Below are 22,417 nucleotides of genomic sequence, written 5' to 3'. Positions count from 1 at the left end.
AGTCTTGATGATGGTCCCAAGGTGAGCAATATAATTAAAAGTAATACCCAGTGTTGCTACGGCGGCTGCAATAGCAATGATATAAAAAGCCATTATATTTCCTCCAATTTAGTTTGTCTGTTGTGCAGGTGGCAGCATAGTTAGTGCGATTCTGCCTTTTTTTGCATCGACCTGTTCGATCCACACAGTTACTACGTCACCAAGTGAAACGACATCAAGCGGATGCTTCACAAATCCTTTTTTCAGTTTGGAAATATGAACGAGCCCGTCCTGTTTGACACCGATGTCTACGAACGCACCGAAGTCGACTACGTTTCGCACAGTTCCCTGCAGCTCCATGCCAGGCTTCAGGTCTTCCATTTTTAACACATCTTTTTTCAGGATCGGTTTATCGAGCTCATCACGTGGGTCACGTCCCGGACGGATCAGCGCTTCAATAATATCTTTCATTGTATGAATGCCGATGTCTGTATTTGCTGACCACTGCTCAGGTGTTTTCTGGATGATCGCCTGCTTCAGCTCTTCTGAACCGATGGCATTCAGGTCAAAGCCAACCTGTTTAATCATCTTTTCTACATCCTGATAGTTTTCAGGATGAATGGCTGTCCGATCGAGCGGGTTTTCACCTTCTGCAATACGAAGGAAGCCGATACACTGTTCATAGGTTTTCGCACCGAGACGCGGGATTTTCTTCAGCTGCTTGCGGTTGCTGAACTTCCCTGCTTCATCGCGTGCTTTTACGATATTCTGCGCAACGGTTTTTGACAGCCCCGCTACGTATTGAAGCAGTGATGATGAAGCGGTGTTTACATTCACACCGACTTTATTTACGGCTGTTTCTACAACGAATGTCAGTGATTCATTCAGCTTCTTCTGTGAAACGTCATGCTGATACTGTCCGACACCGACTGATTTTGGATCGATTTTTACAAGCTCAGCCAGCGGATCCTGAAGGCGTCTCGCAATTGATACTGCACTTCTTTCCTCTACCTGGAGATCCGGGAATTCTTCACGGGCGATATCAGATGCTGAATACACACTCGCCCCCGCTTCATTGACGATCAGGTAATATACTTCCTGGTCAATTTCCTGCAGCTGGTTCGCGACGAATTGTTCCGTTTCGCGTGAAGCCGTCCCGTTTCCGATCGCAACAAGCTCAATGCCGAAGTCTTTAACGACTTTTTTAAACGTCGAGGCAGCTTTGGAAGGATCTTTTGTTGTGTGCGGATAGATCACACCGATATAAAGCATCTTTCCGGTTTCATCAACGACTGCAAGCTTACAGCCGGTACGGTAAGCAGGGTCAACGCCGAGCACTTTTTTGCCTTTTAACGGTGCCTGAAGCAACAGATTTTTCAGATTTTCTGAGAAAATATGGATTGCCTGATTTTCTGCTTTCTCTGTCAGTTCATTTCTGATTTCTCTTTCAATAGAAGGAAGAATCAGTCGCTTATAGCTGTCTTCGATCGCTTCTGATACCTGCTCTGCTGATACAGACTGCGGGTATTTCACATGCTTACGCTTTAATTCTGACAGGATTCTCTCCTGGTCAGGCTGAATGGATACGCGCAGCACGTCTTCCTTTTCACCACGGTTCAGTGCGAGTGTACGGTGGGGAACAATTTTAGAAACGGGCTCTTCATACTCGTAGTACATTTCGAAGATTCCTTTTTCATCAAGCTCTGCTTTTTTAACAGCAGAAGTGATTTTACCGTTTCTGAATGTCTGATTTCTTATGTACTCCCGGATCTTCGCATCATCTGCAAGCATCTCAGCGATGATATCTCGTGCACCGGCCAAGGCTTCTTCTATATTTGGCACTTCCTTTTCCTCCGAGACGAATTCAGATGCTTTCGCTTCAACGTCTCCGTTTCTCGGGAAGGATAACAGCCAGGTTGCGAGTGGCTCAAGCCCTTTTTCCTTGGCTTTTGTCGCACGCGTTCTTCTTTTTTGTTTATATGGACGGTAGAGGTCTTCTACTGCCTGCAGTTTATCTGCTTTTATGATGGATTGCTTTAATTCATCGGTCAGCTTGCCCTGGTCTTCAATCAGGCGAAGCACTTCTTCTTTTCTTGTTTCAAGGTTTTGAAGGTAAGCCCAGCTGTCCGCGATATTTTTGATCTGGACTTCATCAAGCGCACCTGTCATTTCTTTTCTGTATCGTGCAATAAAAGGCACTGTGTTCCCTTCATCTAAAAGCTGTATGACTTTCTCAACTTTTGCGGCATCAATTGAGATGTTTGCTGCCAGACGGGTGATCTGTTGTTTATGCTGTTCCATCCGATTCACTGCCTTTCTATTAATCAGTTCCGGGATTAATTGTACCACATGGTGAACTGGTGATCATTTTCCATACAAAAAATCCTTGTTAAACCTGGTTGCTGATTTTCGCTCCAGGGGGGACTTCGCGTTCAGGTGGTGAGCCCGCATGCTTCCTTCGCCTATGCCTCACACGCCCCTTCCGCTACAATCACCAGCTATGCAGGAACAACTATGAACTTTGATAAAACAAATAAAAAAAGAAGACTCCTTTTAAGGTAGCCTCCCAATAATAAACGTTGTATCGTCACTATCTGACACAATTGAGTCCAGATAGGTTGAAATATAGTCAATTGAACGTCCTGACTGTAGCAGCGGTCGTACACGTGTAATTTGAAGTCCATCTGAATGAATGAGAAAAGATGCGCCTTCTTCATACTGAAAGCTTTGCGTCTTATACTGCTGTGGCCTGCCGGAAAGATAACCGGTTACTGGCAGCGGATAAGTCAGTTTGCCTTGTTCTGAGTAAAAATAAAAGCGGATATTTCCAACACAGCTGTATGTAACTGTTTTGGCTGCGTAGTCGATTTTGACAATCGCTACTGCTGCACCTCTTTTTTTCGCAACAGACTGATTGGCTCTTTCCATCAGCTGATCTACATCTTCATCCAAATTTTCTTCAACTGCAGCGCACACTGCCTGGGAAGCTTCATGGGCGTATTTCCCGCTTCCAAGACCGTCTGCGACTACACAGATGAAATAGTCGTCAGTTGCAGTAAAAAAATAGCTGTCACCGCAATCCTGCCGTCCACTTTTTGCATACTGTCCAGCGTGTACTGTTACTAAACTGTGGTCAAGTACTTCTATCAAGTAAATTCACCATTATGTGAGTTTTCTTCCTGGATCGCATCACGCAGTTTTTTGATTGCTCTTCTCTGCAGCCTGGACACATGCATTTGAGAAATACCGAGCATATCACCCGCGTCTTTTTGACTCATATTTTCAAGATACGTATATTGTATAATCTGCTTTTCTCTATCACTCAGCACATGCAGGACTTTTTCAAGTACCATCCGCTGATCGGTTTTTTCGTAGTTATCATCCATGCTGCCGACAATATCAAGCAGTGTAACTGTGCTGCCGTCAGAGTCAGCTTCAATTGAATGATCAACTGACAGCGCCTGATAGCTTTTTCCCATTTCCATCGCTTCTAGAATTTCTTCTTCAGAAACCTCAAGATGCATGGCAATCTCACTGACTTTCGGAGAACGCTGAAGGTCAGTTGTGAGTTCTTCGACTGTTGCTTTAATTTTCGGACCAAGCTCCTTGATGCGTCTTGGCACATGTACACTCCACGTCTTGTCGCGTAAGAATCGTTTGATCTCACCAATAATCGTTGGAATGGCAAAAGCCTCAAAGCTTTTCCCAAAAGTGTCATCGTAACGTCTGATCGCACCAAGCAGTCCAATCATGCCCACTTGTGCAATATCCTCGTGATATGACTTTCCTTTTGAGTATTTTCTCGCAATGGATTCAACAAGATTTTTGTAATGAACGACGAGCTTGTGCTGTGCGTCTTCATCCTGTGTTTCCTGATAGGCTTTGATCCACTCGAGTACCTCGTCTTTGCTCGGCTGGTTAGGTTGAGACAGTTTCCGCATCCCTCTCCACCTGCTCTTCCTCAATGTACTTTGTCATGAAGACCGTTACACCCTCTTTTTGACTGATCTTCACATCATCCATCAGGCTTTCGATCAGGTAAAGACCAAGCCCCCCTTCACGGAGCATGTCAGCCTGTGAACCCTCATTGTAAGGTCCAACTTCTTCTTTTACTTTGATAAAATCAAAGCTTGAGCCATGGTCTGCCACAATTACTTCAAGGCGATCTTCATACAGCGCGAACCCGACAACGATTTCACCTTCATCGTTTTCTTTATAAGCGTGCTGCACTGCGTTTGTGATCGCTTCACTTGTAGCAATTTTAAGATCTTCAATGTCGTCATATGTGAAACCCATTCGGCTTGCAACACCGGAGATTGTCAGACGGATCACACCTACATACTGGGCTTTGGCGGGAATTTTCATTTCGATATAATCAAATGGTTTCATCATTCCATTCCACCTTTTACTTCGGGATTAATATCCATGATGTCTGCAAGTCCTGTGATGTCAAAAAGGCGCTTCAGGCGATCTGAAAGACCGACAAGCTGAAGGTGTCCACCGTTTGCTTTAATCCCTTTGAACAATCCTACAAATACACCAATACCCGTACTGTCCATATAACTTACTTCTGAAAGGTCAGCGACCACTTTCATATTATCCTGCTTTGAAAGCGGCTCCGTTTTTTCTCTCAGGACAGGTGCAGTATAAGCATCGATTTCACCGGCAATTTCAAGTTTCGCAAATTCTTCTGTCTGCTCTGTTATATCAACTTTTATATTCATGTTAGTTCCACCTTTTTATCTAGTGTCCAGATTCGGCAAATACCGAAAAATTTCTCAGAATCTCCGTAAGACGTACTTGTAAACTACCCTAACTTCAAACGATTAAACTTGATTCACAAAAAACTATTTCGTTCTTTTTAAAATAATGATAGTGAAATCATCTCTTAATTGAAAGTGTTGAAGGCGTTCCAGGTCACGGAATATCTTATTGACGATTTCCTGTGGCGGGAGTTCAATGTATTCGTTTATATAGGAGATTAGCGTTTCACGTTCAATAAACCCTTCATCAGTCCGGCACTCTGTCACTCCGTCTGACATCAGGATGACCATATCTCCTATTTCTACAGCCTGTTCATAGCGCTTGTACTTTGCATTTTTATCCACACCAAGAAGCAGACCTCTGGCTTCGAGGTCCAGGAATTCTTTGTCTTTATGGCGGTAGAAGAATCCAGGCTCATGACCTGCTGAAGCAAAATGAAGAATATTGCTGCGCAGCTCATACATGCCGTAAAACATCGTGATGAACATAGAATCGTCTACGTTTTGTTCGACTACCCTGTTGAGACTTTCAAGTACAGCGCTCGGATCCTTCCTGTATTCAGGCAGGCTGTCCATCGCATACTTGATCATGGACATACATAATGCTGCAGGGATCCCTTTACCGATTACGTCAGCAATTGCGACATTTACAGAATGGTCTCCGTCATGAACAAAGTGATAGTAGTCTCCGTTCATCTGCTTTGCAGGAACACTCAGCGCACCAATTTCAAGACCGTCTACTGTCGGAACCGAAGTACCAAGCAGTGTATCCTGAACATTAGAGGCAATTTCCATCTCATTCTTTAATTCTTTCTGAGTGTCCAGTAAACTCTGATGTTCTCTGAAAGCGAATCCGTATGCTGTCATGACTTCAAGAAGAATATCAAAAGAATGCCAGACTTCCGCTGAGAGGTCAGGCATTAGCTGCTGCATAGCACTTTTTTGAATGTTAATGATTTCCTCCGGCGGCACTTTTTTCTCAAGGGCAGTCCGGCTGAATTGCTGAGCAGCATACAAAGCCTGCTCAGACTGGTTGTTCATATATTCCTGTAAAATTTTACTGTATTGCGCTTCAAGCGTTTCCTGTTTATTCATTCGTCAAATGCCCCTCCTATCGGAGCCATTTCGTCGCGCGGATGTCTGTACCCTCACCTGGGTTAGAATCAATGTTAAAATCATCCATTAATCTTCTTACACCCGGCAGGCCGGCACCCAGACCCCCTGAAGTTGAAAAACCGTCTTCCATTACTTTTCTGATATCCGGAATACCTGGACCTTTATCCAGTGCAATAATCCTAAGCCCTGCTTTACCATTTTCATTCAGCCGGTCGATACATAACTGACCTTCTCCTGCATAGAGGTAAATATTTCGGGCAAGCTCACTGATGGCTGTTGTAATTCTAGCCTGATCCACAGTTCCAAATCCCAGCTCTTTGGCTACATTTCTACCGAGCTGACGTGCAGCTACTATATCCCACTCATTCAGAATGGATACACAGGATTGGATTTCCATATGGTCAGTCCCCCAATTCCTGTTGAAGTTTCTCTAAACCTTTTTCCAGATCAAGTGCCGTCATCACGTCATCAAGTCTGATCCCAAGCTCGATCAGTGTAATGGCAACTGCCGGCTGGATTCCAGTGATGACAACTTTTGCACCCATAAGTCTGGACATATTAATCACATCACCAAGCACCTTTGCGATAAATGAGTCGATAAAATCAATTGATGTAATATCAATCACAACTCCGCGCGCATTGGTTTCATGAATTCTTTTCAGTAAATCTTCCTGAAATTCAAGGGCAGTCTGATCATCCAGCTCCCATTGAATCGAAATTAAAAGGCAATCGTTTAGTTTTAAAATAGGAATTCTCACTGTTTACCCCTCCAATTCCACTATTTTTCTGCCTGTCATCTCAAGCGCAAGCTCTACACCTTTTTTCATCGTACTTGTCGTGATAAAACGTTCCAGATCAATTCCCAGATTTACAATCGTCTGGGCAATCTCAGGACGGATTCCTACAAGCATGCATTTTGCTCCGACTAGATGAACTGCTTCTGCCGCCTGAATAATATGATGAGCAACCATTGTATCGACAACCGGTACGCCTGTAATGTCTATCAGCACGACCTCAGCACGGTGGCTGACTACTCCGTCAAGCAGATTTTCCATTACAAGTCTTGCCCGTTCTGTATCAATTGTGCCCACAAGCGGCATGACAGAAATCTGATCAACAACCGGGATCAGCGGTGCTGACAGTTCCTGAAGCGCCATTTTCTGTAGTGATACTGTTTTCTCCCATGTTTCAGCGTAAGTCTGGATAATTTCATTCGATACTGGTGTCATCCATTTATCGAGCAGCTCCAGATAGTCGCCTTCATTCTCTTTATCTATACTTCCATATTGGACTAAGTTTTCCTGCACGGTATGTACAAATTCTCTCAATCCTTTTACAACAAGTGCAACCGGCCAGCCTAATCTGACTACTTTATCAGAAAAGTGTCTGAGCATTTCCTTGTATTCTTTCTCTTTATCTTTCAGGTTCAGCAGGATAATATCGAACAATTCACTGCTGGTTGTTTCAAAAATATGCTGGGGCATGACGTCGATGATGCGTGAATCCGCGTCATTGATCAGCCTTTCTTTCCAGATGTGTTCAAGCTCTTCGCGGTGCTCTTCTATATGCCTGGTAATCTTGTTATACAAAAAATTCACCTCTAACCTATCATTCTGTTTTTGTACTTGCGTTCTATTTTTTTCGTACTTGTGTTCTATTATAGAGGAGTAAGGCGCAATGGTCTATTCATAAGAAAAAACGCTCCATCAAGAGCGTTTTCCACATTAGAGGTCTACCAAGCCGAGGCTGATCTGAAGCGCCTCGTCTACCTTTTCCATCGTCTCGTCATCCAGATGGGTTATTTTGTCTGTTAGTCGTTGTTTGTCTAAGGTTCTGATCTGTTCCAGCAAAATAACTGAATCACGTTCAAAGCCATTACGCTTTGAGCTGATTTCAACGTGGGTAGGGAGCTTAGCTTTTTGAATTTGTGCTGTTATTGCTGCGACCACTACTGTGGGACTAAACCGATTTCCGATGTCGTTTTGGATGATGAGAACGGGGCGGACTCCACCTTGCTCTGAACCGACAACGGGAGATAGGTCAGCAAAAAATACGTCTCCACGCTTCACTATCAAAGCGTTATCCTCCACTTACCAATCGTTCAATGGTATGGTCTGCTTCGTACTCTGCCTGAAGTGCTTCCGAAGCCATTGACAAGTTGATCTTCGCCATTTCCATATAGCCCCGGCGCATCGCATCTTGAGTTTGTTTCCGGCGTCTGTCACGGACATAAGCTTTTGTTGCGCGATAAATACAATCACTGCAGCTTAATTCTTCCTGTTCGGCAAACGCTTCCAGTTCTGTGAGCAGTTGCTTTGGTAATCGTACCAAGATTTCTGATGTTGCGCTGGATTCCGACACAAACTACACCTCCACCATCATATACATACCTATTTTTTGTGAAACAATTATTCTTTTGTTCATTCATCATTCAAGTCCATGTTTATATTAACACTAAAAGAGGAACATGGAAAGGTACTCTCGGAAAATATCTGACAATTCTTTGCAAAAATGATTACTTCAGATGATTAAAGACTTTTCCAATTACACCATTTTTCCTATACATTCTGGGTACTCTTGCAGTGAACAGACAGGCAGATTCGTAATGAATCGTACCATTATGCGCTGCGATGTCATCAAGCAGGATCCGGTCACCTGAGCCTTCTCCAACAAGTGTGACGACAGTCCCTTCCTCCATTTCAAACGGAAGCCGGATCATACACTGGTCCATGCAGACCCGACCGACAATTTCAGCCCTATGTTCTCCTGCAAGCACCTCAAAGCCCTGCATCTGCCTGATCCATCCATCAGCATAGCCAATCGGAAGCGTGGCAATCCATTCATCCTGCTCTGCAGTATACGTTGCCCCGTAGCTGACCTTTTCTCCCTGCTTCAGCTTTTTTACCTGAACCATTTTTGTATAGAGAGATAATGCCGGCTTCAGTGGCGCAGGCATCTCACTGCGGATATCGCCAGAAGGGACGAGCCCGTACATCGAAATACCGAAGCGTACTGCATTAAAAGCGGAATTGTCCCTCAGAAATGCGCCCGCACTGTTGGAAGCGTGAATCATCTCCGGCTTTTTCTTAAAAGCATTCAGGAACTTAAAAAAACGTTCATGCTGCTGATCAGCATACGTGCGGTCCGGCTCGTCCGCTGTAGCAAAGTGGGTAAAGACACCCTCAATGTGCAGGTGTTTGTCATCAAAAGCAATCACTTCTGCTTCTTTAACCTCCTGCGGATCGGTAAAGCCGAGACGGCCCATACCCGTATCTATTTTCAAATGAATGTTCAGAGTATCATTAAGAAATTCCCGTGCTGACCTGATCCAGTCTGCCGAGAACACTGTCAGACGGATCCCATGCGCTGCAGCAAGGCCTGCATCGTCAGGGCGTGTGGCACCAAGCACCAGAATTGGAGCGGTAAAGCCGTGCTTTCTCAGAAAAAGTGCTTCATCCAAAAATGCAACTGCCAGCCATTCCGCTCCACCTTCAAGTGCTGCTTCGGCTACTTCAAGGTAGCCATGTCCATAAGCATTGGCTTTTACAACCGCCATAATCACTGTGTCCTGCTCCAGCTGTATTGATAGCTGACTGATATTATATTGAATCGCATCAAGATCTACTTCAATCCATGTATCACGGTGAAATTCATTCATCATCATCTGGCACCTTCTCTTGTCACAGGATGTCCTCCTGTTTTGGATGCCGTTATTTTATCATAGACCCTTGAACTGAGCGAGCGACTTCGAGCATTTCCTCTTGCGTCAGGTCATGTGAAGCGAGCAGATAACTCACCCCATTATACGTCCACTCAAGCGAATTCTCAGTCATCGCACCGACTGCAAACCCGAGATCCGCCATTTCCCCGGTCGCGTCAGTTGTCGTCAGCATCACAGGCGCCGCATCAAGCTTTTCCTGGATAATCGTATAATTTTTTGCCCCTTCATATGTGAGGATCATCCGGCTTCCGTTATCTGTTTTGACTTCCTTTTCCTCTTTTAATGCTGTCCCTTCAATCTCAGCTGTCGGGTATAAAACTGCCCAATCCTCTGTTTCCTCACCGTCACCTGACACCGGCATTTCAAGCTGCGCACTCATCATATTTTTCTCAAGGTTAAAGTCACTCTTTTCAAATGTTGCCTCATAATCCACTTCGCTGAAGCTCAGCTCAATCTTCACATTCCCTTCTCCATCCTTCACCTTTACATCAGTCGGTGCGAGGGTTTTCTTATCAAATGTCACCTGCTGGAGCGGGAACATATGCTGATGCTTGTACCTTGTTTTCGTATCAAATACATATTGTCCATCTTTTTCAGTAAATACTGCTTCCTTGTCCTCCTGAATATCCTTCACAAGCGATTCCGCTAAATATGCCTGGCTGCCATTTGAAGGCCAGTCACTCTGGAAACGGAAGCTCTTATTCAGCGCAGGCGTCAGGACAAATACACCCTCATCATTTCTGATAATCATCTGGCTTTGCTTATCTTCAGCATGTTTCAGATGCACTCTGTAAAAGTGTGGCTTCATATGCCATACTTCCACGTCATACTCCTGTGGTGTCTCACCAGTGCTAAAGACCATCTTTGCCTTTGCTTTATAGCTTTCTGCCTTCTCCACCTTGTCCATTAAATCCTGAGCCGCTTCCTCCCTCGTTTTCTCACCGCACGCAGCTAACAGCATCACTAAAAAGACCGTTATCAAACAGAGAGCGATTTTCTTCATGGTTTCCTCCCCTTCACTCATTAAGCGTCGTTGCGAATGCACTTTAAGTGTATGAGGTTGAGTGAGCTTGTATGACTTAGAAAAGCGCCAGTTTACGTTTTTAGATGCGCGGACATAGCGCTCGATTGGCGTGGGATGGCGCGCGCGTTCGAATCATTTAAAAGATGATGGAATTAAGTCAGAAGGTGATAGATATATTGCCGGAGGTGCCGTTAAAATCGACGTGCAGAGCCTTTGACGAAGAAAAAAATAAAAGGTGTACCAATTTATTAAAGAGGTGATAGATATATTGTAAAAGGTAATGTAAAAAAATAACGTCATACTCCGCGACCATTTCCATATTGTGCTCCCGGGCCTTCCCCCGGGACTATATGCACTTAGGTCAAAGGCTTTAAATCTTTTGTTACCCAAGTGCATTAAGAGGATTAGATTTCCCAAACCCTTAAAGCTAAAACCGCCCCAAAACAAAAACAGACGCCCCATCTAAGCGTCTGCCTTCTCCACCACCACCTGTGCGGCGGCATATTCTTTTGTATGGGTAATGCTTACATGTACTTTATATTCCGGGTGGCTGATAAAAGGCCGTCCGGATGGCTCTTTTACAATTTCGATATCCTGAAATGACAGTTCGCGCCCAATACCGCAGCCGATTGCTTTTGCGTAGGCCTCTTTTACAGCAAAGCGCCCTGAGAGAAATTCAATTTTCCGCTTCACACCCAGCTCATTAAATTGCTTGAGCTCCATTTCTGTCAGCACACGCCGGGCGATTTTCGGCTGCCTGTCTAAAAGTGTGGCGATCCGTTCAATTTCTACGATATCCAAGCCGATTCCATGAATCATCTGCGTCACCTTTTTCGTATAGAATCCTGTATGATAGAAATAATCAGTTACAGGGAGGATTTCATTTGTTTTTACGTACTGAAAGCTTATCACAGTTTATCAGGTTTTACCCTGTCGTATCAGTGTTAATTTTAATACATGCGCTTGTATTTATTGCGACTTCAATTCCGGGTGGGCTTGGCAATCAGGTACTTTTTACGCTGGCCGGAATTAATGGTTTGATCTCTGAGGGTGAGTATTACCGTCTGGTTACACCGATTTTTGCGCACGCAGATTTGTTTCACGTGTTGTTTAATACATTTTCACTTGTGCTATTTGCCCCGGCGCTTGAGCGTTTGCTGGGCTCGGTTCAGTTTATTGTGGTATATATGCTTGCAGGGATTATTGCAAACGTAGCAACGTGGGTGCTGCAGCCACCGTTTTACTCTTCAGTCGGCGCAAGTGGTGCGATCTTCGGATTATTCGGTCTGTATGCTGCAATCTGGCTTATTTATAAACAGGGCGCTCCGATGGAAATCAGACAGGTAATGGTGCCGATCATTGTGATTAGTGTTGTCATGACATTCTTTAGTTCAAACATTAACGTGACCGCGCATATTGCAGGACTGATTGCAGGAATCTTTATCGGTCTCTTCATTTTCCAGCAGCGCCGTCGAGAATAGAAAAATACCTGGAGCATTAATGCTCCAGGTATTTTTCTATGGCGTATTAGTATCAGGCACAAGGCCCGGTTCGTGCACCTTTTTTACTTCCGCTTCAGGGCTGTACCAGTCCATCATCAGGTCTGCATCTTCTTTTGCGATGTGCGCAATGCTGCTGTGACTGCCGCTTGTGTAGGATTTGATCGTTGAATGTATTGTAGCAACGTCCCCTTTTCGCTGGAAGATTGTCTGTGTCCATTCAAGTGACTGGACGCGTTTCTTTTTCATGTAAACGATCTGTTTGCTGATACCGCGGAATTTCAGGGTCAGCTGGTCACGCGATGCGCTCCAGCCGGCTGTCTTATACTGCCACCATCCTAATATCACGGCAAGCGGAATCAGGACCAGTGAAGCCAGACCAAGCGGGAAAAAGAAATAGGATACCGGTCCAATGATCACCAGTGAAAACAGCATTTTCCAGAAAATATAGCGTTTTAATGCGCGCTTTGGCACGCCTGTAAATTCTGTTTTCCAGTGATAATCAGGTAAAATCTGATTCAGGATCGCATACGTTTCTTTTTCACGGATCATCGGCAGAAGACGGATTGCGTTTGAATCCTTTTCAAGTACTGAACCGCCCGCACTTTCGATTGTGACGGATGTGTACCCGAATGGTTCTCTCATGACGTTTTGATCAAAGGTGATCCCCTGAATTCTTTTCAGTGGCACGGTTGTCTGCTTCTTCTCAAGCAGTCCCCGGGTAATGACGATATCCTTATCAACGAGCTTGACCGTAAAATGGGCATAGCGCAGGAATGTCAGACCGACTGCAATCACCCATGCAACGAAGAACACAAGCACGGCAACAATTCCTGCGAGAAGGAAGCCAGCTTCTACAAAGTCAATGAGCTCTGCAAATACTGCTTCAAATGGAATAATTTCGCCAAATTGTGAGAGGAAGATGAGAATACCACCAATCACGACCCCTGCTCCGCCGGATGTCGTCGCCATAACGAGCAGGTCTTTCGGGCTCATTTTGTAGAGAATATGCTCTTTTGGCTCCTGCTCAACAAATTCTTCGCCCTCTACCAGTTCTGACTGTTCTTCCTTCAGCTTCTTTTTAGCAGCTGAGATGATCCGGTTCAGTTCATCTGCTTCCTGCTTTGTAATCGCAGTCAGCTCAGCTTCTGAATCCAGATTTGATGAACTGCCGGCTGTTTCCACCTTGATTTTAACCAGTTTCAGCGGACGGTGTAAAATGCCTTCCGTGTAATTAAGGCTTTGAATCCGCTCAAAGGGAATGTAGCGTTTTTTCTTTACAAAAAGGCCCTGCTCAATTCTGAGCTCTCCCTCTTCAATCCAGTATTTAAACCTCCACCATTTGATGACACCGAGGAATAAAAATAGAATGATCATCGCACCCATGATGAAAAATGGCAGATAATCCAGAATCGATTCAGCTTCCCCCCGATTTAAAAAGACTAAAATTAAAATGGGAATAAAAGCTTCTTTCAGTGTTTTCAGTGCATTTAGTACAGTGGTAATTGGATGCAGGCGTTTTTCCTCAGACATCGTCCTCAGCCACCCTTGCTAAAGCAGATATCGAATCCCTCAGCTGGTCCGCCTCATCGATATCAAGCGCCGGAATCTGATGCAGTGTCGCTGCAGTTGAAATGCTGATCGTTGCCAGTCTATACTTTCTCAGGATCGGCCCCTGCTCTGTATCAACGTGCTGCACGCGGACCATCGGCACAAGCGTACGTGTCACCACAAAAATCCCGTGTTGCAGCTCAATTTCCTCTTCCCTTACTTCATAGCGCCAGCGCTTCCACTTCAGCGTCGGCAGTACAAAAACAAATAATATAATTTCAAGTACTAATGCAGCCGCTGCGCCGACGATGAACCATACTGACCAGTCGAAGATCAGAGCAAGTGCAGTAACACCAGCACCTGCAAGCAGTGTAAAAGCTGCAGATATCCAGCCATATAATCTCCAGACGGTTAATGCCCGTTCTGAAATTCTCATTTTAGGCTCCTGTCTCCCCATCGTATTCTCTCCTATCTAATGTCTCTTATGTACCTACTCTATCATACGAACCTCCCTGGACATATGTTTCAAAAGTTTTCACAGTAAATTTTTGAAAAAGTGAAACTTTTTATGGAAATATTCTGTATAGTAGACATGTAAATATTGTAAGGGGGATCTATATGAACCGGGAATTTCACGAAGGAAATATGATGTGGATTGTACTTAGTGTAATTACATTGATATCTGCAATTATTTTTGGATTTATCGGACCAAACTTACTCCACTATCTGTTTTTCTCTTATGGGGACATCATTTTGATTCAGACACCGATTATCTCTAACGTGCTGTTTGGCCTCTTTGGCGTTCTGCTGTCTTTGTTTTTCTTCATGATGTACAAAGAGGGAAAAGCATACAAAGCAACGGGCTTTACCGCTTTAATCCTGTCTGGACTGCTTCTCGTAGTAAGCGTGACAAACTATTCAATATTAAGAGAAGAAAAAATTATTCACAACGGACTACTTTCGATTACTTCCACTGAGTATGAATGGAGTGACATTGAGAGTGCGGTCATGCTGAGAGCAAATGATGATGTTGAACATGAGACATTTATATTTAACATGAGTGATGGTGAGGATCTGTCGTTTGTCAGAAATGGGCATATGATCAGCGCTTTTCCGAAAATTGACGGCATGCTGCAGGTGAATGGGGTTAGATATACATCTGAGGAACGTGAATAGAAAAACTGCTCCGGGCGATGTTCCGGGGCAGTTTTTCTATTGCGGTTGGGGAATTTAGCTTTGAAGAATAGTGGTGTGAGGCGTCGGGTGGTGCGTTCAATTACGTGAGGAAGTGATTCAATTATCGTTACCGCTGAACCAATTAATGGTGGTGATGAATCAATTACGGGCGTAAAAATAGGCCATGATTCAATTATTTCTTGGGATGATTTAATTCTTCTGACTGATCAACCAATTAATTATGCCAACGATTCAATTAATTGCTGCGACAGCAAACCGTACCCGTACCTTTGAAAACAGAAAACAGCCCAGGCGATCGCCTGGGCTGTTTTGTGTAAGTTTGGTATACGCTTTTTTACGCTGTCTAGCTTCAGCAGGCAGGGGCTAGCGCGCTTCCTTCAGCTCCTTAAGACAAGTCAACATCAGCTCACTTCGTTCACTGTGTTTCCTTTATCTCAATCCGCTTCAGTCCAGCGCATACGCCCCTAAACGCTTGCTTACGCTTTTCTATCTTGCCCAGCTTCAGCGCCCAACCCCTCGAGTCATAAGCTACACTGAGAAAATGGGAAAGGTCACCCATTTCTCTCAGTGCATCTTATGCTTGTCGGGGTTAAACGGGGCGCTTACGCTTTTCTATCCTTCGCGTGATTGACGCTTTGGCTGGCGCTGACGGCTGTTGTAAGGCTTACCGCCGCCTCCGCCGCTTTTACCGCCACGGTTGCCACCGCGATTACCGAACTTTTTGTCGTCTTTGCGGTATGATTTCTTTTTAGAAGAAAGTGGTCTCTCCGGTGTGATATCGATTGGTGTTTCATCCGGCTCTTTAGTAAGAATCTTAAGAGCAGCAGCGATTAGATCCAATGATTCTTCACCGTCGTTTAATAGCTCACGTGCAAGTACTTTATACTCTTCAAGGTTGTTCTTCTTAAGCGTTTCTTTCAGCTCATCAACGGCAGCGCGCTGAAGACCTTCAAGTGCTTCTGATGAACTTGGTGGACGCATTTGTTCCATCTTCTTCTTCGTTGTTTGTTCAACAACACGAAGGTAGTTCATTTCACGTGGTGTAACGAATGTCATCGCCATACCTTTTTTACCTGCACGGCCTGTACGTCCAATACGGTGAACGTAGCTTTCAGGATCCTGAGGGATATCATAGTTGTATACGTGTGTTACGCCTGAAATATCAAGTCCACGTGCAGCAACGTCTGTCGCAACTAGTACGTCAATACGGCCTTCTTTGAACTTCTTCAGTACGCTCATACGCTTTGCCTGTGTCAGGTCACCGTGAATTCCTTCAGCCATATAGCCGCGGATTTCAAGTGCACGCGCAAGCTCGTCAACGCGACGCTTTGTACGTCCAAATACGATTGCAAGTTCAGGTGACTGAACATTGATCAGACGTGAAAGTACGTCGAACTTCTCACGCTCATGCGCTTTTACGAAGAACTGCTCGATATTTTCAACAGTCATTTCTTTCGCCTGAACTTTTACAACTTCAGGATCTCTCATGAAGCGTTCAGCGATCTTACGGATTGGCCCAGGCATTGTTGCTGAGAACAATAGTGTCTGGCGCGTTTCCGGAACGTTTTTAAGGATTGATTCGATATCATCGATGAAGCCCATGTTCAGCATTTCATCTGCTTCATCAAGAACAAGCGTCTGAACCTGATCAAGCTTCAGCGTGCGGCGGTTAATGTGGTCAAGAAGACGACCAGGCGTACCTACGATAATATGAGGCGCCTTTTTCATTGCGCGAATCTGACGCTGAATGTCCTGTCCACCATATACAGAAAGTACACGCACACGCTTGTCGCTGCCGATTTTGTAAAGCTCTTCAGAAACCTGAATCGCAAGCTCACGCGTTGGTGCGATAATCAGACCCTGAATGCTTTGTGATTTAGTATCCACTTTTTCAAGCATAGGAATACCGAAAGCAGCCGTTTTACCTGTTCCTGTCTGCGCCTGCCCGATAATGTCTTTACCTTCTGCTGATAGTGGAATTGTGCCAGCCTGAATCGGCGTTGCCTCTTCAAATCCCATACGTTTAATTGATTTTTGGATTACTGGACTAATTGGTAGTTCTGAAAAAAGTGTCAAATCCTTCATTCTCCTTTGTTTTGTGAATCATCCATTTCATACACATAGCTAAGATCGCTCAGAAGACTGCGACAGCCTTTATTCGTTGTCCTTAACGGTTAAAATAACTAGGGGCATTTCTTCCCCAAAAAGAAAACTCGGTACGAGGCCGAGTGCGTCAGAGATGCCAATCGTTCAATTGGTCTTTCATGCTGGTTAAAGACAACCATCAAAAATACGCAGGACACATTCGTTCCGTAGCGGAAATTCCGCTTTACGCATTCAAAAGTTGTATCACACTCTTCTTATAAATAAGAGAGCTAATTGCTAATTGTAGCAGATGTCTTACGTATCTTATCATGTCTATTTTCAAAACACAATCATCCATTGTCGGGAACTTTCTCCTGTTTTAAAAAGAAAGCGATCTCATGAAAAAGCTTGTCACAGTCGGACCCATAGCAGATCAGGTGTTTCGACGATTTTGATAAATATAATCTTTTTTGATAAGTCCCGACGCGATCATAGACGAATCTTGCCGCTCTTGGAGGAACGATCCCGTCCATCTGCCCCTGTGCAATGAAAACAGGCACTCGTATTTTCGGAAGCAGCGGCACGACATAGGAGGCCAGCCGCCTGAATTCCGTTGTGGAGCGTATTGGTGTATGAAAAAGCTTATATTTATAATGACCAAACCATTCATTTTCATTCAATCTTCTTCGAACTGTATCTGAAAGCACTGTTTTGAAATCGCTGAAAATCTGTTTAGGATTGATATACAGTGCAGCTGCACTGAGTAACACAAGCTTTTTAACCGGATAATGAATGGTCAGATAAGCTGCAATCAGTCCCCCCATGGAAAAGCCCACGACATAAATTTCATCACAGTACATATATAGTCTCTTCAATTCTTCTTCCGCATACGTAATCCATTCCACTGCATTAGTTTCATGCAGTCTCAGATTTCTGCCGTGTCCTGGCAGTACCGGCACTGAAATAATCCAGTCCGTATGTTCCCTCAAATATCTTGCCAGCGGATTTACTTCATACGCGCCGCCGGTAAATCCGTGAAGCAGCAGGCATCCTGTCTGTCCCATGACTTCCCTCCATTCAAACTACTACGGTTTTTATACCCATAATCATTGGTTTTGAATCTGCATAGAGTGAATGCTGTGTTTCGGCTGGTGAGGTATGTATCTTGCACGTTGACGTAGCGATACACCCGGGTTGAGTGCTGCGTCAGCGGCAGCGAGTGCTCTGTCCGCCATAACGACTGCCGTATCGGCACCAGCGAACGATATCACACCGTCTACAAGCACCAAAAAGCCGCCCCACAGGACGGCTTATCAAGTATGTTATTTAAAAGCCTCAATCACTTTTTCAAGCTCCATTCCGCGTGAGCCCTTCACAAGTACAATGTCACCTTCAGAAAGATGCTTTTTCAATTCTGCTACAAGATCAGCATGCTGGTCGAACCAGTATACAAGCGGGCTTCTTTCAATTGCTTCTTCTGCCAGCCATCTTGAACGCGGACCGAATGTAAGCAGCACAGGGATTTCATTAAAATTGATTTTCTGACCGATTTCACGATGGAATTGTTCTTCATGCTCACCAAGCTCAAGCATATCCCCAAGCACCGCGATTTTCTTCCCTTCTGCATTTGCTTCTTCAAGAAATTGAAGTGCAGCAAGCATGGAAGTCGGGCTCGCATTATAAGCATCATTGATAAATACTTCGCCGTTAGCCCCTTCAACGCGCTCCATTCTCATGGATGTCATTTCAGTCTTAGCAAAACCTTCTTCAATCTCTTCAAGCGTCAGGCCAAGGTGCAGTGCTGTACGGATTGTAGCGAGTCCGTTCAGTACATTGTGTCTGCCAAGGACCGGGATCGATACCCAGGTTTCCTCAGTGCCAAGCTGAACGCGGCTGCCTGCATCATCGATTTCAGTGTTTCTCGGATACAGACCATTCGTGTCTTTATAGCCGTACGATGCGCATTTCAAGCCTTCAGTCTGATCAACCAGGTTCTTTAATAACGGCTCGTCTCCGTAGTAAAACAGGATGCCGTTTTCATTTAATCCAGAGATGATTTCAAACTTCGCTTTAGCGATATTTTCTCTTGAACCGAGGTCCTGAAGATGTGATTCGCCAATATTTGTGATGACTGCAATGTCCGGTGTTGCAATCTGACTCAACAGCTCGATTTCGCCAAATCCACTCATACCCATTTCAAGTACCGCAACGTCAGTCGATTCTTTGATATTAAGCAGCGTTAAAGGCAGACCGAGATTATTGTTAAAGTTACCTTCTGTTTTCTGCACGCTGAATTTAGTGGAAAGAACGCCTGCGATCATATCTTTTGTTGTCGTTTTCCCGTTACTGCCGGTAATGGCTACAACTTTAAAATGATTTTCCTTCCGATAGGCAGCTGCAAGCTTCTGAAGTGCTTTTTCAGGATCATCAACGAGAATAACTGGCAAATCTACCGGTACGTCCGGCACACCTTTTTGCCATAAAGAAGCACCCGCTCCCTTTTCAAAAGCCTGGCGGACATACTTGTGACCATCCGTTCTCTCACCTTTAAACGGTACAAAAAGGTTTCCCGGCTGAATGGTTAATGTATTAATGCTGGCACCTTCAACAACAGCACTCGCAAATTTTTGTGAAGGAGCATCCGTTTCTAAGATGTCAGCAATTTCTTGTAAAGTTTTTTTCATGACTGGCTTCTCCTTAAATTGAAGTTTTTAGTTTCTGTTTATCTTCATAGCGCTCAATGCCAAATTGCACAAGCTTTTCAATCAGCTCAGCATATGGAACGCCAGTATTTTCCCATAGAAGCGGGAACATACTGTAAGGAGTAAATCCTGGCATTGTATTAATTTCATTGATGAAAATTTCATTTTTATCTGTCACGAAGAAATCTGCACGTACCAGTCCTGAGCAATCAACTGTCTGGAATGCAATTTTCGCCATGCGCTGAAGTTCATCAGCCATCCCCTCAGGAAGTTCTGCAGGAATAATCATGACTGAATCTCCGTCGACATACTTGGATTTATAATCATAAAAATCTTTTTTCGCGACAATTTCACCCGGTACTGATACTTCCGGGAAGTCATTGCCGATTACGCCAAGTTCGATCTCACGCGCTTTCACACCCTGCTCAATGACAATTTTACGGTCAAACTGGAATGCCTCTTCAAATCCGGCTTCGAGTTCTGCACGATCTGTACATTTGCTGATACCAACACTTGAACCGAGGTTGGCAGGCTTAATAAAGCAAGGGTAGCCGATTTCATCTTCTGTTTTCACGTAAGCTGCCTCTTTGTCCTGCTCCCACGCTGAGCGGATAAAGGATGTGTAGTCGACCTGCGGCAGGCCTGCGTCTCTGAACAGATTCTTCATAATGACTTTATCCATACCCGCTGATGAAGCGAGCACGCCATTTCCCACATAAGGGACGTTCAACACTTCAAGAAGTCCCTGAACTGTCCCGTCTTCACCGTTTGGTCCGTGCAGCAGTGGAAAGACAATATCATACGTTTCTTCAGGTGCAGATGGTACGTGTGTTAATCCTTCAGCAGGCGATACCTCGGCCTGCTCGCCGAATTGCAGCTGCTTTACGTCTTCGACCGGCGCAGAAAGTGATGGTCCCTTTCTCCACTCACCTTCTTTTGTAATAAATACCGGGTCGATTTCGAATTTTGTTAAATCCAGTGCCTTAATGACGGCTTTGGCTGTCTGAAGTGATACTTCATGTTCTGCAGATTTTCCGCCGAACAGTAAACATAGTTTGGTTTTCATCTATAAAATCCTCCATTTAATTGTTTAATACGGTTATCTATGTAAATCATTTAGTTTAGTGACTTTGTTAAAGTTGGCTGTTGATTTCCGCTTCAGGGAGACGCTTTCCGCGGACGAACGTTCGAGCCTCCTCAGGCAAAAGTGCGCTGCCTTCCGGGGTCTCTCACGATCGTTTTTCCGCAGGAGTCGCCCCCTTACGCTCCAATCAACAGCTGTGCATACACAACAACTGACTTTAACAGAGCGATGTTAAAAATCATACTCCTCCATCTTATCACGTTTTGCGATTTGGGAAATGAGTTTGATGAATCGATTTTTTGTTTTTTTACTATAACAAAAAACCTACTTTTTACGCTGAGACCCCTTCATTAAACAGATAATTCTAAATAATTTTATTATTATTTTTTAAGCTTTTCCCCTTAACAAGCCAGATACATCGCGTTATAATCCTTCTATCAAATACAACTGTACACAACAGGAGGACTTTACGATGAAAAAAATTGGCTTACTTCCCCGTATTGTAATCGCAATTGCACTTGGTGTTGCTGTCGGAAGTATCAGTCCTGAATGGCTGATCAGAGTGGCTGCAACATTTAATGATATTTTCAGCGGGTTCCTGTCATTCGCAATTCCATTAATTATCATTGCATTTATCGCACCAGGTATCGGTGCCATGGGCCGCGGAGCCGGAAAAGCGCTTGGTCTGACTGCCGGAGTTGCTTATGCATCAACGGTTATTGCAGGTCTGGTTGCTTTTTTAAGTGCTACAGTCCTATACCCCATTCTCTTAGGGTCTCAAGCATCACAAGCATTTGAGAATCCTGAAGAAGCATTGCTCGGGGGATACTTCGGTATCGAAATGACACCTGTGATGGGCATTATGTCCGCATTGCTGCTGTCATTTGTGCTTGGAATCGGAATTTCAGCTTTTAAAAACAGCGTCCTGCAAAAAGGACTTGAAGAATTCCGTACAATCATTCAAAAACTGATTGAAAAAATTATTATCCCACTCCTACCTATTCACATATTCGGTATTTTTGCGAATATGACACAGGGCGGACAGGTGAGTGCGATTATTAATGTATTCCTTCTGGTGTTCGTTATGATTATTGCACTGCACATACTGTATCTTGTATCAATCTATTCAACTGCAGGAGCACTGCACGGCAAGAATCCATTTGCGATGCTGAAAAATATGATGCCTGCTTACTTCACAGCACTTGGTACTCAATCATCAGCTTCGACAATTCCAGTTACACTTGAGCAGTCTAAAAAGATGGGCGTCCGTGAAAAGACAGCAGACTTCTGTATTCCGCTGCTTGCAAATATCCACTTAGCCGGCAGTACAATTACACTGGTCAGCTGTGCAATGGCAGTGATGCTGATCCAGGGTGAAACTGCAACGTTCACACAGATGTTCCCGTTCATTCTGATGCTTGGTGTGACAATGATCGCAGCACCTGGTGTCCCGGGCGGCGCTGTTGTAGCTTCACTTGGTCTGCTTGAATCAATGCTCGGCTTCTCGGGCGCGATGACTTCACTCATGCTTGCGCTTTACCTTGCACAGGACAGTCTTGGTACTGCTACAAACGTCACTGGAGATGGCGCGATCAGCTCGATTGTTGACCGTTTTACGAAGCGTAGTAAGGTGAAGAATGAAGCTGGTGTGAAGGCTGGGTAATTTGTGATTGGTTCGTAGAAAAACACATGGTGT

The 22,417-nt window shown here is 44.5% G+C and carries 25 protein-coding genes (1 of these 25 cut by a window edge); 3 read left to right on the top strand and 22 right to left on the bottom strand.

What is annotated here, in order from left to right; translation table 11 throughout:
- The 15 genes from LG330_RS04070 to acpS form a co-directional block, all read right to left on the bottom strand.
- On the bottom strand, positions 1-93 hold the 5' end (the start) of the coding sequence (locus tag LG330_RS04070) for a hypothetical protein (protein WP_404407619.1). Its footprint begins 321 nt before the window's first position; only the first 93 of its 414 coding nucleotides appear in the window; its start codon is at positions 91-93; its stop codon lies beyond the left edge, outside the window.
- A 15-nt stretch (positions 94-108) separates the two neighbouring features.
- Positions 109-2,280: a Tex family protein gene (locus LG330_RS04065; RefSeq protein WP_404407617.1), complete on the bottom strand. Its 2,172-nt coding sequence runs from the start codon at positions 2,278-2,280 to the stop codon at positions 109-111.
- Between the two features lie 252 nt (positions 2,281-2,532).
- Entirely contained in the window at positions 2,533-3,126 is a 594-nt protein-coding gene (locus LG330_RS04060; protein ID WP_404409497.1) for a PP2C family serine/threonine-protein phosphatase, read from the bottom strand.
- Positions 3,126-3,920, bottom strand: a complete 795-nt coding sequence (gene sigB / locus LG330_RS04055; RefSeq protein WP_404407615.1) for an RNA polymerase sigma factor SigB — start codon at positions 3,918-3,920, stop codon at positions 3,126-3,128. The genes LG330_RS04060 and sigB overlap by 1 nt, the downstream gene beginning before the upstream one ends.
- Positions 3,898-4,368, bottom strand: a complete 471-nt coding sequence (gene rsbW, locus LG330_RS04050; protein WP_404409495.1) for an anti-sigma B factor RsbW — start codon at positions 4,366-4,368, stop codon at positions 3,898-3,900. The genes sigB and rsbW overlap by 23 nt, the downstream gene beginning before the upstream one ends.
- Positions 4,368-4,703 carry an anti-sigma factor antagonist gene (locus tag LG330_RS04045; protein ID WP_404407613.1) on the bottom strand — a complete coding sequence of 112 codons (336 nt, stop codon included), beginning with the start codon at positions 4,701-4,703 and terminating at the stop codon, positions 4,368-4,370. Before LG330_RS04045 ends, rsbW begins: the two co-directional genes overlap by 1 nt.
- A gap of 123 nt (positions 4,704-4,826) precedes the next feature.
- A complete protein-coding gene (locus LG330_RS04040) occupies positions 4,827-5,837 on the bottom strand; it encodes a PP2C family protein-serine/threonine phosphatase (protein WP_404407611.1) in 1,011 nt (336 codons plus the stop codon).
- Between the two features lie 16 nt (positions 5,838-5,853).
- On the bottom strand, positions 5,854-6,255 hold the full coding sequence (locus LG330_RS04035; RefSeq protein WP_039807354.1) for an anti-sigma regulatory factor: 402 nt from the start codon (positions 6,253-6,255) through the stop codon (positions 5,854-5,856).
- 4 nt (positions 6,256-6,259) lie between these two features.
- A complete protein-coding gene (locus tag LG330_RS04030) occupies positions 6,260-6,616 on the bottom strand; it encodes an STAS domain-containing protein (protein ID WP_039807352.1) in 357 nt (118 codons plus the stop codon).
- A 3-nt stretch (positions 6,617-6,619) separates the two neighbouring features.
- Positions 6,620-7,447, bottom strand: a complete 828-nt coding sequence (locus tag LG330_RS04025; RefSeq protein ID WP_404407608.1) for an STAS domain-containing protein — start codon at positions 7,445-7,447, stop codon at positions 6,620-6,622.
- A 135-nt stretch (positions 7,448-7,582) separates the two neighbouring features.
- Positions 7,583-7,933, bottom strand: a complete 351-nt coding sequence (locus LG330_RS04020) for a type II toxin-antitoxin system PemK/MazF family toxin (protein ID WP_039807348.1) — start codon at positions 7,931-7,933, stop codon at positions 7,583-7,585.
- 4 nt (positions 7,934-7,937) lie between these two features.
- Positions 7,938-8,219, bottom strand: coding sequence for a CopG family ribbon-helix-helix protein (locus LG330_RS04015; RefSeq protein WP_039807347.1), 282 nt, complete (start codon positions 8,217-8,219; stop codon positions 7,938-7,940).
- Positions 8,220-8,373: 154 nt separating this feature from the next.
- On the bottom strand, positions 8,374-9,516 hold the full coding sequence (gene alr / locus LG330_RS04010; RefSeq protein WP_404409493.1) for an alanine racemase: 1,143 nt from the start codon (positions 9,514-9,516) through the stop codon (positions 8,374-8,376).
- A 52-nt stretch (positions 9,517-9,568) separates the two neighbouring features.
- Entirely contained in the window at positions 9,569-10,582 is a 1,014-nt protein-coding gene (locus LG330_RS04005) for an outer membrane lipoprotein carrier protein LolA (protein ID WP_404407606.1), read from the bottom strand.
- A gap of 483 nt (positions 10,583-11,065) precedes the next feature.
- The gene (gene acpS, locus LG330_RS04000; protein ID WP_404407604.1) at positions 11,066-11,422 is read right to left on the bottom strand and encodes a holo-ACP synthase; all 357 of its coding nucleotides are present in this window, start codon (positions 11,420-11,422) and stop codon (positions 11,066-11,068) included.
- A gap of 65 nt (positions 11,423-11,487) precedes the next feature.
- On the opposite strand from acpS, the gene LG330_RS03995 reads away from it, so the two are divergent.
- Complete coding sequence (locus tag LG330_RS03995; RefSeq protein ID WP_404407602.1) at positions 11,488-12,084, top strand: rhomboid family intramembrane serine protease; 597 nt, start codon at positions 11,488-11,490, stop codon at positions 12,082-12,084.
- A 36-nt stretch (positions 12,085-12,120) separates the two neighbouring features.
- Here LG330_RS03995 and LG330_RS03990 read toward each other — a convergent pair whose 3' ends face one another.
- Together LG330_RS03990 and LG330_RS03985 are read right to left on the bottom strand one after the other, a co-directional pair.
- Positions 12,121-13,635, bottom strand: coding sequence for a PH domain-containing protein (locus tag LG330_RS03990; protein WP_404407600.1), 1,515 nt, complete (start codon positions 13,633-13,635; stop codon positions 12,121-12,123).
- Positions 13,628-14,110 carry a PH domain-containing protein gene (locus tag LG330_RS03985; RefSeq protein ID WP_404407598.1) on the bottom strand — a complete coding sequence of 161 codons (483 nt, stop codon included), beginning with the start codon at positions 14,108-14,110 and terminating at the stop codon, positions 13,628-13,630. The genes LG330_RS03990 and LG330_RS03985 overlap by 8 nt, the downstream gene beginning before the upstream one ends.
- Positions 14,111-14,271: 161 nt before the next feature.
- On the opposite strand from LG330_RS03985, the gene LG330_RS03980 reads away from it, so the two are divergent.
- Positions 14,272-14,829: a hypothetical protein gene (locus tag LG330_RS03980; RefSeq protein ID WP_404407596.1), complete on the top strand. Its 558-nt coding sequence runs from the start codon at positions 14,272-14,274 to the stop codon at positions 14,827-14,829.
- Positions 14,830-15,462: 633 nt separating this feature from the next.
- Here LG330_RS03980 and LG330_RS03975 read toward each other — a convergent pair.
- The 5 genes from LG330_RS03975 to LG330_RS03955 form a co-directional block, all read right to left on the bottom strand.
- Entirely contained in the window at positions 15,463-16,926 is a 1,464-nt protein-coding gene (locus LG330_RS03975; protein ID WP_404407594.1) for a DEAD/DEAH box helicase, read from the bottom strand.
- Between the two features lie 359 nt (positions 16,927-17,285).
- Positions 17,286-17,999 carry an alpha/beta hydrolase gene (locus LG330_RS03970; protein ID WP_404407592.1) on the bottom strand — a complete coding sequence of 238 codons (714 nt, stop codon included), beginning with the start codon at positions 17,997-17,999 and terminating at the stop codon, positions 17,286-17,288.
- Between the two features lie 42 nt (positions 18,000-18,041).
- Positions 18,042-18,221, bottom strand: a complete 180-nt coding sequence (locus tag LG330_RS03965) for a hypothetical protein (RefSeq protein WP_404407590.1) — start codon at positions 18,219-18,221, stop codon at positions 18,042-18,044.
- A 36-nt stretch (positions 18,222-18,257) separates the two neighbouring features.
- The gene (gene murF / locus LG330_RS03960) at positions 18,258-19,619 is read right to left on the bottom strand and encodes a UDP-N-acetylmuramoyl-tripeptide--D-alanyl-D-alanine ligase (protein WP_404407588.1); all 1,362 of its coding nucleotides are present in this window, start codon (positions 19,617-19,619) and stop codon (positions 18,258-18,260) included.
- A gap of 13 nt (positions 19,620-19,632) precedes the next feature.
- Positions 19,633-20,703 (bottom strand): D-alanine--D-alanine ligase, encoded by a 1,071-nt coding sequence (locus LG330_RS03955; RefSeq protein ID WP_404407586.1) that lies wholly within the window; start codon positions 20,701-20,703, stop codon positions 19,633-19,635.
- 490 nt (positions 20,704-21,193) lie between these two features.
- Here LG330_RS03955 and LG330_RS03950 point away from each other — a divergent pair, with 490 nt between their 5' ends.
- Positions 21,194-22,384, top strand: a complete 1,191-nt coding sequence (locus LG330_RS03950; protein ID WP_404407584.1) for a dicarboxylate/amino acid:cation symporter — start codon at positions 21,194-21,196, stop codon at positions 22,382-22,384.
- Positions 22,385-22,417: the final 33 nt, after the last annotated feature.

The sequence above is a fragment of the Jeotgalibacillus malaysiensis genome (assembly GCF_044789845.1).
Lineage (GTDB): Bacteria > Bacillota > Bacilli > Bacillales > Jeotgalibacillaceae > Jeotgalibacillus > Jeotgalibacillus malaysiensis_A.
The sequence above is the reverse complement of the archived record's forward strand: the minus strand, read 5'-3'. Positions and strand labels throughout refer to the sequence as shown.